This is a genomic window from Porticoccus sp. (assembly GCF_965660005.1).
Lineage (GTDB): Bacteria > Pseudomonadota > Gammaproteobacteria > Pseudomonadales > Porticoccaceae > Porticoccus.
On record NZ_CBFHYF010000044.1, the window covers coordinates 1 to 13,146 of the forward strand.

At 55.3% G+C, this 13,146-nt stretch carries 11 protein-coding genes and 1 tRNA gene; 6 read left to right on the plus strand and 6 right to left on the minus strand.

The window, feature by feature from the left end; translation table 11 throughout:
- Positions 1–1,064, minus strand: a 1,064-nt coding sequence (locus ACTF5G_RS08635; protein WP_438952417.1) for a site-specific integrase, incomplete at its 3' end; no start/stop codon positions are given.
- A 132-nt stretch (positions 1,065–1,196) separates the two neighbouring features.
- Positions 1,197–1,273, minus strand: a tRNA-Arg gene (locus ACTF5G_RS08640).
- A 115-nt stretch (positions 1,274–1,388) separates the two neighbouring features.
- Here ACTF5G_RS08640 and ACTF5G_RS08645 point away from each other — a divergent pair.
- Positions 1,389–2,183, plus strand: a complete 795-nt coding sequence (locus ACTF5G_RS08645; RefSeq protein ID WP_438952418.1) for a methyltransferase domain-containing protein — start codon at positions 1,389–1,391, stop codon at positions 2,181–2,183.
- Here ACTF5G_RS08645 and ACTF5G_RS08650 read toward each other — a convergent pair.
- The 4 genes from ACTF5G_RS08650 to acnB all read right to left on the minus strand — a co-directional run bounded on the left by ACTF5G_RS08650 (position 2,180) and on the right by acnB (position 8,225).
- Positions 2,180–2,665 (minus strand): molecular chaperone DnaJ, encoded by a 486-nt coding sequence (locus tag ACTF5G_RS08650; protein ID WP_438952419.1) that lies wholly within the window; start codon positions 2,663–2,665, stop codon positions 2,180–2,182. The genes ACTF5G_RS08645 and ACTF5G_RS08650 overlap by 4 nt on opposite strands.
- Positions 2,666–2,762: 97 nt before the next feature.
- Positions 2,763–4,088, minus strand: a complete 1,326-nt coding sequence (gene trhP, locus ACTF5G_RS08655) for a prephenate-dependent tRNA uridine(34) hydroxylase TrhP (RefSeq protein WP_438952420.1) — start codon at positions 4,086–4,088, stop codon at positions 2,763–2,765.
- Between the two features lie 161 nt (positions 4,089–4,249).
- On the minus strand, positions 4,250–5,473 hold the full coding sequence (gene phaZ, locus ACTF5G_RS08660; protein WP_438952421.1) for a polyhydroxyalkanoate depolymerase: 1,224 nt from the start codon (positions 5,471–5,473) through the stop codon (positions 4,250–4,252).
- A gap of 142 nt (positions 5,474–5,615) precedes the next feature.
- Complete coding sequence (gene acnB / locus ACTF5G_RS08665) at positions 5,616–8,225, minus strand: bifunctional aconitate hydratase 2/2-methylisocitrate dehydratase (protein ID WP_438952422.1); 2,610 nt, start codon at positions 8,223–8,225, stop codon at positions 5,616–5,618.
- A 253-nt stretch (positions 8,226–8,478) separates the two neighbouring features.
- On the opposite strand from acnB, the gene ACTF5G_RS08670 reads away from it, so the two are divergent.
- The 5 genes from ACTF5G_RS08670 to ACTF5G_RS08690 all read left to right on the plus strand — a co-directional run.
- Positions 8,479–9,126: a glutathione S-transferase family protein gene (locus ACTF5G_RS08670; RefSeq protein WP_438952423.1), complete on the plus strand. Its 648-nt coding sequence runs from the start codon at positions 8,479–8,481 to the stop codon at positions 9,124–9,126.
- Between the two features lie 34 nt (positions 9,127–9,160).
- A complete protein-coding gene (locus tag ACTF5G_RS08675) occupies positions 9,161–9,826 on the plus strand; it encodes a tRNA-(ms[2]io[6]A)-hydroxylase (protein WP_438952424.1) in 666 nt (221 codons plus the stop codon).
- A gap of 77 nt (positions 9,827–9,903) precedes the next feature.
- Positions 9,904–11,535, plus strand: coding sequence for a tRNA-dihydrouridine synthase (locus ACTF5G_RS08680; protein WP_438952425.1), 1,632 nt, complete (start codon positions 9,904–9,906; stop codon positions 11,533–11,535).
- A gap of 141 nt (positions 11,536–11,676) precedes the next feature.
- A complete protein-coding gene (locus ACTF5G_RS08685; protein WP_438952426.1) occupies positions 11,677–12,819 on the plus strand; it encodes an efflux RND transporter periplasmic adaptor subunit in 1,143 nt (380 codons plus the stop codon).
- Positions 12,812–13,146: ABC transporter ATP-binding protein (locus tag ACTF5G_RS08690; RefSeq protein WP_438952427.1), on the plus strand; the 335-nt coding region annotated here is incomplete at its 3' end. The genes ACTF5G_RS08685 and ACTF5G_RS08690, both read left to right, overlap by 8 nt.

A 13,146-nucleotide genomic window follows, 5' to 3' on the forward strand; every position in this document is an offset into this window, starting at 1 on the left:
GGTTTTAAATGTGTGTATCTTTTAAGCATGTCAAAACTTTTGTGACCGCTTATATGTGCTACTTCCATCATGTCTAAGCCGGCCTCAAAGAGCCTGCTGATGGCTTCGTGTCTAAGGTCATGAAAGGTCAGATTCTCTATGCCTTGCTTATGGCATGCTCTGGAGAATGCTTGTGTGAGTGAGTCTGGTTTCATTCTGAAAAGCAGCTCCTTGCTCCATTGCTCTTCATTTTGTAACGACTCTCTGTATCCAGCTTTGTCGGTGACTCTCCTGTGTATGCCATCTATTTCCATGTCATAAAGGTCATGCAGGATAGTACGGATTCTTTTGTCTATTAGCTCAAATGCTTTATCGGTTAAAGGAATGACTCTCTTTCTGTCGGTTTTAGTTTCTGGGATTACTAGACACTGCTTTTCTGTATCAATGTGGTCAAATCTGATTTTCAATAATTCACCCCGTCTCATACCTGTTTCAAGGGCTAGCCTGACAGCCATCGCTGTCTCATGTGATCGTTGCTCCAAATCATTTAGCAGTAGTTCTTCCTCAAGCTTTTCCAGTCGTCTCTCTCTTCCTTCAATGTATGTATTCTTTGGTTTAAAGACGCGTTTGACAGGATTGCCTCTTGGCAACTCTATCCCCCACTCTTTTTGAATAACCTCAAAAAGTCTATGGAGTAGGTTGTGGTCTTTGGTGTACGTGGCCTGTTTTATCCCGCGTGCCATGCGTTCTCGTTTGAATGAATTGATATCCGCAGGTTTGATGTTGAGAATGCTAATCTTTGCCAGATCAGATGCACTTAAGAGCTTAAGTTGAGATCTTAGTTGCCTGATTGACCGCCTGCCTTGCGCTGCTTGTTCTTCTTCGTACCGATCTAAAGCGTCCAAGAATGTTGTGGTAGAAGCTAGGGTGGTATCAACAAAGGTCCCTCGTATTTGCTCCGATTCAATAACCTTGGCCCAGGCTTCGGCATCCCTTTTAAATGGGAAGCATTTTGATTGCTGCTTGAAGCCTTTCCTTCTGACTATTGCTTGCCAGTTGTTGCCGTTCTTTCTGATTGTTGCCATGGAGCCTGTTCGCACCTTCTTGTAGAGGTTGTTTTATGCCTTGGTGTGACAGGATTGTGACAAACGAACTAGTTGGATTCAAAAGTTTTTTGTATTTTATAAAATAAATATTTTAAATACATTAACTTAAATTGGCGCCCCGGGCAGGATTCGAACCTGCGACCTGCCCCTTAGGAGGGGGCTGCGCTATCCAGCTGTGCCACCGGGGCGGAGGCATTGAGTCTCATGGGCGCGTATTCTAGCTGCGCTATTTCCCTGCGGCAAATAACTTAGCCTGTAAATATTTCAGGTGTCAGCATTCATTCGAACCGGTTTTGTCGGATAATGGCGGCTATGATTCAGGACAGAAATTTTGATGACCTTGCGGAGCGCTTTCAGCGCAAGGTTTATGGTGGACTGAAGGGCGATATTCGTCTGGCGGTGCTGTGGCGGGATCTGGAGGAGCATCTACCACAGATTCGTGGCACCGAGCCACTCACCGTGTTGGATGTCGGTGCCGGTCTCGGCCAGCTGGCCATTCGCCTGGCCGGTCTGGGTCACAGGGTGGTCGTCAATGATATATCCGCAGAGATGCTGGCCGTGGCACAGACGGCTGCCAGGCAGGCCGGGGTCTACGAACACATCACCTGGCACCACTGCCCGTTTCAGGAATTGGCGGAGCAGCAGCCGGGACAGTTCGATCTGGTGATTTGTCACGCGGTGGTGGAGTGGCTGGCCCGGCCCGAATTATTGTTGCCGCAGTTGCAACGTTTTCTGGCCGCTGAGGGCTGCCTGTCGCTTACCTATTACAATCGACATTCCTTTGAATACCGCAATTTGTTGCGAGGCAATTTCAACCTGCTGAAAAGGGAGGGATTCGTGCCGGATGCAGGCAGTCTCACGCCGGTCAATTCACTTTATCCCGAGCAGGTCAAACAGTGGGTGGAGGATGCCGGTCTGGCGGAAAAGGCGATCAGTGGGGTGCGGGTCTTTCACGATTATGTAACGAACCCTCGCGGTGGCAATGCCGTTGCCGAAGCCGTGATCGAGATGGAGTTGGCTTATTCCCGGCGAGATCCGTACCGGTGGCTGGGGCGCTATATTCATCTGTTGCTGGCCCATGGACAGCGGGCAGGCTAACTGTGCAATTTCAGTAACAGATCCCGGGCGGCGTTCAGTTTGGCAGCGAGATAGTCATTGCCGCCGCGGTCAGGGTGCAGCTTCTGGATAAGCCGTTTGTGGGCATCGATAATGGCTTCCCTGCTGGCCCCCGGTTGCAGGCCAAGTAACTGGAAAGCTTCCTGCTGACTGAGCTCGCCACTGGTGCCAACGCTTGCCTGTTGTGGTGGTGGCTGGTTTTTTCTGCGCAGAACCTGCAGAAAGGGCCATGCCCTGAGCGCCAACCCGAACAACAGTTTGAGTAGCGGCAGAGCGGCAGCCGCTGCTGCTGCCAGCCAATGCACCCGACCGGTGACCACCAGAAGAAGTATAATACCCAGCACAACATAGAAAGCGCCGCGAAGTAATCCCTTGCGGCGCAGTTCCGGGGGTTGTCGTTGGTATTGCCGCCAGAGCAGGTAACCCACCAGGCCCACCGCCAGCAACAGGATAATCTTTGCCACAGTACCTCGGATTTTTGATTTTCGCCGGGCTACAGTTTAGCAGGAAGCCGTTGGTTTTGGCGCTGTCTTGCCGCGCCGAGCTCCAACAGCGCTGACTCTACATATAGCGCATCAGCATGGCGTAACCGCCATCTTCCGGTAGGGGAAGGTCCGCCGGCATGGGGATTCGAACCACATGCCCGGAGCCGGGTGCCGCGTTGATCTTAACGCCATCGCGATTTTCCAGAGCATCCAGATTGAAGGTCATATTGCCTTGCGGGGTGATCAGCTCCAGTGTATCGCCAGATTCAAAACGGTTTTTGACATCTACGGTGAACCAGCCTTTCTCCCGCTCAACACCGCAGATTTCACCGACAAACTGTTGGTTGGGGTTGCCCGAAGCGCCCTGCTCATAATTCTGATACTCCTGGGGCACATGGCGGCGATAGAAGCCTTCGGTATAGCCGCGGTTGGCCAGATGGTCCAGTTCGGCCATCAGGCTCATGTCGAAGGGTTTGCCCGCCAGGGCGTGGTCAATGGCGCGACGATAGACCTGTGCTGTACGGGCCACATAGTAATGGGATTTGGTGCGACCCTCGATTTTCAGTGACTGGACACCCATACCAATCAGTTTTTCCACATGCTGGACCGCGCGCAAATCCTTCGAATTCATGATGTAGGTGCCGTGCTCGTCTTCAAAGGCCGGCATCATTTCTCCGGGACGCCCCTGTTCCTCTAGCAGCATCATCGGCTCAACCTCGTCGTGGCTGTCCGGTTTTTCCGGTTCCCAGGTTTTGGTAGGAATAATATCGCCGGTTTCAGTCTGGGTCGCCTCATGGGCATCGTATTTCCAGCGGCAGGCATTGGTACAGGCGCCCTGGTTGGAATCGCGGTGATTCATGTAGCCAGACAGCAGGCAGCGGCCCGAGTAGGCAATACAGAGTGCGCCGTGCACGAACACTTCCAGTTCCATTTCCGGCACGTGTTGGCGAATCTCTTCAACTTCCTCGAGGCCCAACTCCCGTGACAGAATGGTGCGGACAATCCCCTGCTGGAGCCAGAATCTGACGGTCGCATAATTCACCGCGTTGGCCTGAACCGACAGGTGAATGGGCATCTCCGGCCATTTTTCCCGAACCATCATGATCAGACCCGGATCGGACATAATCAGGGCATCGGGCTGCATTTCGATCACCGGCGCCATATCTTTCAGGTAGCTGCGCACTTTGTCATTGTGGGGCGAAATATTGCTGGCAATATAAAACTGCTTGCTCTGCCGGTGGGTTTCGACAATGGCATCCGCCATTACATCCAGATGATTGAATTCGTTGTTGCGCACTCGCAGGCTGTAGCGTGGCTGACCTGCATAGACGGCATCGGCACCGTAGGCTAATGCATAGCGCATATTTTTGAGAGAACCGGCGGGGGAGAGGAGTTCTGTCATGTCGATCACCTGAAGTAAGGGAGGGCGGATTCTACAGGGTTGTACAGGATTTATACAGACGGCATCGTTGGTGCATTGATCGGGTCGGAAGACCGGCCCTGTTTAAAAAACCAAACAAAAAGGCCGGTGGATGACCGGCCTTTGCCCATGCCTGAACAGCATTATTTGTTGTGGCGATTGATCCAGTCTTTCATCAGCGGGGCCACAAACTCACGGTACTTGCTGCCGTTAAAGATGCCGTAATGGCCGACGCCCATCTGAACGTAGTGTTTTTTCAATTTTTTCGGCAGATTGGTGCAGAGATCCAGAGCGGCCTCGGTCTGACCGAGGCTGATCATGTCGTCCTTTTCCCCTTCCAGGGTGAGGATAGCGACATCCTTGATATCGCCGCAGTCAACGGTTTCACCCTGATACTGCATGATACCTTTCGGCAGGTGCTGGTCGAGAAACACGCGCTCCATGGTTTCCATGTAGTAGTCGGCATCCATATCCAGTACCGCCATGTATTCATCGTAGAAATCCCGGTGGCGATCCGCTTCGGCAATTTTGCCCTCGGCGATGTCCTTGAAAAACTGAATATGTTTCTGCGCGTGTGACCGCATGTTCATCGACATGAAACCACCCAGTTGTACCATCCCCGGATAGACCTTCCGTCCGGCGCCGTCATAGCGCGACGGAACCTTGTGAATGGCCACGCGACGCAACAGGGGAGCAGAGATTTTCTCCACCTTTCTGCTGAACTTGTTCGGGTTGATCCGGATATCGATGGGGCCGGCCATCATGATCAGCGATTTCGGCCGATCGGGATGATTGTGTTTGCACATGTGTGCTACTGCTACCAAGCCGGGTACAGCCGCCTGACAGATCGCAAACATGTGATTGCCGGGACCAATATGCTCCATGAACTCAATCACGTATTGTACATATTCCTCGAAGCCGAATTTACCTTCGGAGAGAGGCACATCGCGGGCGTCGAGCCAGTCGGTCACATAGACTTCGTAGTCATCTAGGAACTGACCGAAGGTTTCCCGGGACAGCGTGGCATGGTGACCGGACAGTGCCGCCACACAAAGCAATTTCGGGGCATTGGCGGGTAGGCCTTCGCGGCGAAAGCGCAGCAGGTGGCAGAAGGGTTTTTCCATCACCACCTCTTCGTGAACCGGATATTCCACGTCATCAATCACCACCGGCTCGTATTCAAATCCCTGTTTCGGGTAGTGTTTCAGAAGGCGAATTGCGGATTCAAGAAAGGCTTTGCGCAGCCTGCCAAGACGCGTTTTGGAGAGGGGGTTTTTTTCGTGAGTGACAATATCGTGAGCCAGGTCCAGTGCGGTGTTGACCGGCATCAGGGACTGGCGGTACAAGTCGTAAAAGTGATAATGCATATACAGCACCTGCCAAAACAGTGTGAAATCATTTAGTCACAGCAGATTAGAATAGGCAACCTAATCGCCGGATTTCATGAATCTCTCTGTAATGAGCCAAAAAAAACCCCGCAAAAGCGGGGTTTTTCAATAGCTTATATGATCAGGCTACATTAACGATTTGCTCTGCGGCAATCCGTTTGCCCTCGTCGGCCCCTTTCTGGAAGGAGGCGATCTGGTCAAAGTTCATGTAGCGGTAGATATCGCTGGACATGGAGTTGATCTTGTTCGCATATTCCATATATTCAGCCGTGGTGGGCAGGCGACCCAGAATACCACCCACAGAAGCCAGTTCGGCAGAGGTGAGGTAGACATTGGCCCCGTCACCCAGGCGGTTGGGGAAGTTGCGAGTGGAGGTGGACAGCACCGTGACACCGGCGTTGACCCGAGCCTGATTGCCCATGCAGAGCGAGCAACCTGGCATCTCTGTCCGTGCGCCGACCTTTTCATAAATCTTGTAGTAGCCCTCTTCCTTCAGGGTATGGGCGTCCATGCGGGTGGGCGGGCAGATCCAGAAAGTCGTGTTGATACTGGGCGCTTCGTTGAGCAATTTGCCCGCCGCCCGGAAGTGGCCGATATTGGTCATACAGGAACCGATAAAGACCTCGTCCACTTTGTCGCCCGCCACATCGGACAGCAGTCGCGCATCGTCCGGATCGTTGGGGCAGCAGACAATCGGTTCCTTGATGTCCGCCAGATCGATTTCCAGCACAGCCGCGTACTCGGCATCGGCATCGGCTTTCATCAGCGAGGGATTGGCGAGCCAGGCTTCCATTTTACTCACCCGCCGCTCCAGGGTGCGGATATCGCCATAACCCTCGGCAATCATCCAGCGTAACAGGGTGATATTGGATTTCAGGTATTCCGACACAGAGGCTTCGCTGAGTTTGATGGTGCAGCCGGCTGCAGAGCGCTCAGCCGAGGCATCGGACAGTTCAAATGCCTGCTCCACGGTCAGTTTATCGAGACCCTCGATTTCCAGAATACGACCGGAGAAGAAGTTTTTCTTGCCTTTTTTCTCAACGGTCAGCAGACCTTCCTTGATGCCGTAGTAGGGAATGGCGTGCACCAGGTCGCGCAGGGTGATACCTGGTTGCAGGTCACCCTTGAAACGAACCAGTACCGATTCCGGCATGTCCAGCGGCATCACGCCGGTGGCGGCGGCAAAGGCCACCAGACCGGAACCGCCGGGGAAAGAAATACCCATCGGGAAACGGGTGTGTGAATCACCGCCGGTGCCGACGGTGTCGGGCAACAACATGCGGTTCAGCCAGCTATGGATAATGCCATCGCCCGGACGCAGCGAAACACCACCGCGGTTCATGATGAAGTCGGGCAGAGTGTGTTGCGTCTCGATGTCAACGGGTTTCGGGTAGGCGGCGGTATGGCAGAAAGACTGCATCACCAGATCGGCAGAGAAGCCGAGGCAGGCCAGATCCTTGAGCTCGTCCCGGGTCATTGGCCCCGTGGTGTCCTGGGAGCCCACGGTCGTCATTTTCGGTTCGCAATAGGTCCCGGGACGGACGCCCTGCAGACCGCAGGCCTTGCCGACCATTTTTTGCGCCAGGGTGTAGCCCTTGCCTGTGTCGGCCGGTTGCGCCGGCAGGCGGAACAGGTCGGAGGCGGGTAGCCCCAGATGTTCGCGGGCACGCTGGGTCAGGCCGCGGCCCACAATCAGGTTGATGCGGCCCTCGGCCTGTACTTCATCCAGAATCACACCGGATTTGAAGTGAAACTCGGACAATACGGCACCGGACTCACTGAGAATTTTGCCTTCATAGGGACGGATCTCAATCACATCGCCCATGTTGATCTCATCGACCGGCGCTTCAAAGACCAGTGCACCGGCATCTTCCATGGTGTTGAAGAAAATCGGGGCGACCTTGTTGCCGATACAGATGCCACCGGAGCGTTTGTTCGGCACACCGGGGATATCATCGCCGAAGAACCACAATACCGAGTTGGTGGCAGATTTGCGTGAGGAGCCGGTGCCCACCACGTCGCCGACGAAGGCGACCGGCAAGCCTTTGGATTTGATGTCCTCGATTTGTTTCATCGGGCCGATTTTGCCGGGCTCATCGGGCGTCAGGCCGTCGCGGGTCATTTTGTAGGCCGCCAGTGCATGCAGGGGAATGTCAGGGCGCGACCAGGCATCGGGTGCAGGCGACAGATCGTCGGTGTTGGTTTCCCCGGTCACCTTGAAAACAATCGCCTTGATACTTTCGGGGACGGCATCCTGCCGGGTAAACCACTCGGCATCGGCCCACGACTGAAGCACAGCTTTTGCCTGAGCATTGCCGGCATCGGCTTTTTCGGCGACATCATGAAATGCGTCAAACACCAGAATGGTACTTTTGAGCTGTTCGGCTGCGTCATTGACGAGCTCGGCATCATCCAGCAACTCAACCAGCGTTGCGACGTTGTAGCCGCCGTGCATGTTGCCGAGTAGTTTTACTGCGGCGGGACGATGAATCAACGGGCAGGTAATTTCGCCTTTGGCCACTGCGCTGAGAAAGCCGGCCTTGACGTAAGCTGCTTCATCCACACCGGGTGGAACGCGGTTGGCGATCAGGTCGAGTAAAAACGCCGCTTCCCCGGCGGGCGGGTTTTTCAGCAGCTCCACCAGATCGGCGGTCCACTCGGGTGTCAGGGGTTTGGGTGGGATTCCTTCGGCGGCACGTTCTGCCACATGTTGGCGATAGGCTTCAAGCACAGTGTGTGTCCTCTTATTGTGTGAGTGTACCCAGTCCGGGATCAATCCCGGCTGGGCTATCGGTGACGGGTCACTGATATGGGTATTCTGGCTGGGCTTACTGGCATGCCCATAGGGGTTACTATCTTACTACAGATCAAAATTCAGGGTAACTTGACTCTGGTTGATAACGGTCATTCATCCAGTAAATTCTCTGTTACAATTTCCGGCATGACCATCAGGCCCGATGAGGGTGTCGGAACGGGTAGCCACCATGCTCAAATTGTACGGATTTCACACCAGTCATTATTTCAATACGGTGAAACTGGCGCTGTTGGAAAAAGGCTTCGAATTTGAAGAGGTCCACAGTTATCCCAGCCGGGAACCCCTGTTTCTGAGCATGAGCCCGATGGGCGAGGTGCCCCTTCTGGAAGCCAGGGAGGGCTTTATCAGCAACACTCTGGTGATTATGGAATTCCTCGAAGAAATTATTCCGGAGACGCCCCTGCTGCCGGGGGATGTGTTTGAGCGGGCCAAAGTCAGGGAGTTGATGAGTATTCTGCAGCTGCACATTGAGCAGCCGGTCAGTCGCCTGCTTGATCGTGCCGGCAGCACCGCTGCCCCCGATCAGGCGGCTGTGGATCAGGCGGCGGTCGAGGTGGAGCAGGGTCTGGACGCATTGGCTCGACTGGCCAGATTTGACCCTTACCTGTGCGGCAAGGAATTCAGCTATGCCGATATCGTGGCCGATCACTGCCTGGATCTGGTCAACAGCGCCCTGAAAAAGTTTGGCCCCTGGACAGTAATGGATGACATGGCCGGTCTGGCAGACTGGCGAAGTACGGTCGCTGCCCGGCCAATTGTTCACCAGATGGACAATATACTGATCAGCGAGCGGGACACGTTTTCAGCCGATCTCTGAGACCGAAAGATTCAAACACCAGGGACACGTTGTTGTGGCAGTATCCGCGCTCGATGAAATTCAGGATTTCCTGTCCTGTCCAACACCCGACAGTTGGGTCGAGGCGGCAATAAAGCCGGAAAATCAGGATGTTTTGCTGATAGACCATGCCAACTGCGAGAAGAAAGCTGCCAGCACGGCGTTAAACCTGATCTACCGCTACATCGACAATTTTGAGCTGCTCAACAAAATGTCCCGCCTGGCCCGGGAGGAAATGCGTCACTTCGAGCAGGTCATTGCCATCATGGCAAAGCGGGGTATCCCATACAGCAATATCAGTGCATCCCGGTATGCGGCGGGGTTGCGGCAACGGGTGCGCACCCATGAGCCGGCAAAGTTGCTGGATACCCTGATTGTCGGTGCGTTTATCGAAGCCCGCTCCTGTGAGCGCTTTGCCTGCCTGGCACCCCATCTCGATCCGGAGTTACAGGCATTCTACCGGTCACTGCTGCAATCCGAAGGACGCCACTACCGGGATTACCTGACTCTGGCTCGCCGGGTCGGCAAAGCCGGGGAGGTTGAGAATCGAATCGAGGCGATTCGCCAGTGTGAACAGCAGTTGGTGATTTCGCAGGATACGGAATTCCGCTTTCATTCCGGTGTGCCCGTCGGTCCGGTCAGTATGGCGTCGGTTGTCAATTCGCTGGAGCCCCCTGTGTAGCTGGCGGCTGGATTTCAGTGCCGAGGACGTTTATCCTTCTGCCCCTTCCTTACTTTCTCTCAGGTCAGCCCCTGTCGATGTCAAAAGTACCCTTTCTCACCAAGCAGATTACCGCCCCGTACACCATTCCTTCCGGCATTGTGACCACGGCCACGTCAATTATTCAGCGTATTTTTGACACCATGCCGGAAGTGGGCGTCATTACCACCAAGAGTGTTGGCCTGACGCCGAGGTCCGGTTATCGGGAGCCCGTGATCAGCCAGTACGCGCCCGGTTGTTTCGTCAATGCGGTGGGACTCACCAATCCCGGTGCCGAGCAGCTTGCTGCCCAGTTGGCGACCCTTCGGGTGCCGGAAGATCGCTTCCTGCTCACCTCCATTTTTGGCGGCAGTGTCGAGGAATTTGTGGAGGTGGCCAAAATTGTCGCCCCGGTATCCGATGGTCTGGAGCTGAACCTGTCCTGTCCCCACGCCAAGGGTTACGGCATGGCAATGGGCCAGGATCCCGAGCTGGTCCGTCAGATCACCGCGGCGGTCAAGGCTGTGGTGAGTATCCCGGTGATCCCCAAGCTCACACCCAACACACCGAATATTGCCGAGATCGCCAGGGCGGCGGTGGCCGGTGGTGCCGATGCACTCTGTGCGATTAATACCGTGGGGCCCGGCTACACTTCGTCACACGGCCATCCGGTACTGAGTCACGGTTCCGGTGGCATGTCCGGTAAGGGCGTGTTACCGATCGGCCTGAAATGCGTGCGGGAAATGGCCGAAGCGGTGGATTGTCCGATCATCGGTTGCGGCGGCGTCAGCAGTGCCGATGATGTGCGGGCCTTCCGCGATGCCGGTGCCGATATTGTCGGTATTGGCTCTGCGCTGATTGGCCTGACCACCGACGAAATGGGCGAGTATTTCCGTACTCTCGAGCGGGACATGGTGCAGGGCAGCAATGCTGCGGAGCAGATGATCCGCTACGATGTGGATATGCAGTTCCGCCCGGTGATACTGGTGTCGAATGAGCGGGTAACGGACGACATCTGTATTCTCACCTTTGATCGCAAGGTGGATGTGCAGGCCGGTGAATTCGTTTTTCTGTGGATTCCGGGGCTGGGTGAAAAACCGTTCTCGGCACTGACCGACGATCCTTTCTCGCTGGCGGTGATCGACGTGGGGTTGTTTACCCACGAGTTGATGTCACTACAGCCCGGCACCGAGGCCTACGTGCGCGGCCCCCACGGCATCCCTGTTGCCCCGCCGGCCGGTGCCAAAATCATCACCGTCAGTGGCGGTACCGGTCTCGCAGCGGTTTACCAACTGGCCCGGGATTTTTCCAACAGTGAAATTTTCACCGGCGCCCGGAGCAGTGAGCGCCTCTATTTTCTTGATGAATGCCGCAAGATTGCTCCGGTACATGTCTCCACTGACGATGGCAGTGAGGGCTTCCACGGGTTTGTCACCGAATTGCTGCGGGAATATTTGCAGCAGCTGGCCCCGGCGGAACGCAAAAATCTCATTTTCTACAACTGCGGACCGTCCCCGATGGTGCGCGCCGCCGTGGCCGTGGAAAGGGAATTCTGTGGCGATGATCAGATATTCAGTGCGATTGATTACCTGACTAAATGCGGCGTTGGCCTCTGTGGCGCCTGTGCCGCCCCGGACGGGCGGAGAATCTGTGTGGATGGCCCCTTCATGGACGGGACCTCGGTCATCTAGGCCCACTCAAAACGGCCTGCGGGCCGTTTTTTGTCGGTATCATTTTATTTTTTTGGGTTGACCGATGCAGGTCAACGCACATCCCCCACAACAAGGCTTATGATGTAAGGGTGTTACTTCAACTTGCATGGGTCGTCGCGGATGAAAAAAAGCCTAATCACGTTGGCCGTTCTGGTGGTCCTTGCCGGGCTGTTTTATTACTGGTCACGTCCAGAGCCCGTTACTGTCACGGTTGTTGCGGTTGAGCGCGGTCTGGTCGAGCGCACCGTGGCAAATACCCGTGCCGGTACGGTGATGGCCTGTCAGCGATCCCGACTGGCACTGCCCATCGGTGGGCAGATTGCACAATTGCTGGTAAAGGAAGGGGATCAGGTCAAAGCCGGGCAGCTGTTGATGGTACTGTGGAACAAGGATCGGCTCGCCCAGCTTGAGGTTGCCGAGGCGGCGGCATTGTCTGCCGAAAAAGACCGCCAAAGTGCCTGTATTGACGCGCAGTCCGATCTGCGCGAAGCAAAGCGCCTGATCAACCTGGCAAACAGAAACTTGGTGTCCAGAGAGTCTGCAGATCTGGCTGAATCCCGTGCTCAGGCCAGTGTTGCCCACTGTGAGGCTGCCGAGGCCCGCCAGGCGAAGGCCGCCGCGAGCGTATCGCTGGCTAGCGCCATACTGGAGCAGACCTCATTGCGGGCACCATTTGACGGTGCCGTGGCCGAAGTGACAGGAGAAGTGGGGGAGTACGCCACGCCCTCGCCACCTGGTGTGATGACCCCTCCGGCCATTGATCTGTTGACCGATAACTGCCACTTCATCAGCGCCCCGATGGATGAGGTGGATGCTTCAGGTATTGCTGTCGGCATGCCGGTCCGGGTTACTCTGGACGCGTTCAGGGAGCAGGTCTTTCCCGCTGTGGTCAAGCGCATCTCCCCCTATATTCTTGATCAGGAAAAGCAGGCCCGTACCGTGGAGGTTGAAGCCTCTCTGGATGCGTTGCCCGATGGGGTGAAACTGTTGGCTGGTTACAGTGCGGATATGGAGATTATTCTGCGAAGTGGTGACCATGCACTGCGAATTCCGTCGGAACTGCTGGTGGATGACAATTATGTGCTGGTGGTGGATGAGCAGGGGTATCTGCAACGCAAGCTGATCCGTAAGGGATTGGCCAACTGGCGTTATACCGAGGTACTTGAAGGGCTGCAGGAAGGCGATCAGATCGTCAGCAATATTGGTGGCAGCGGCGTAGAAGTGGGTGCACCGGCAAAAATTGGCACGTCGATCCATGATTGAGCTCTGCAACCTCAGCAAGACCTATCAGCTGGGTGGTGAGCCTTTGCATGCCCTGCGGGACATCAATCTTGCCGTGACCGCAGGGGAATACCTGTCGGTGATGGGGCCCTCTGGATCGGGCAAGTCCACGCTGTTGAACATGATTGGTCTGCTGGATCGCCCTGACAATGGCAGTTACCGGCTCGATAATCTGGCTACTGAAATACTGCCGGAGGAAAAGCGTGCGAGCCTGCGGGCGGAGTATATCGGCTTTATTTTTCAGGCATTCCACCTGATCAGTCGGCTCACCAGCCTGGAAAACGTCGAGTTGCCGATGATGCTGGCGGG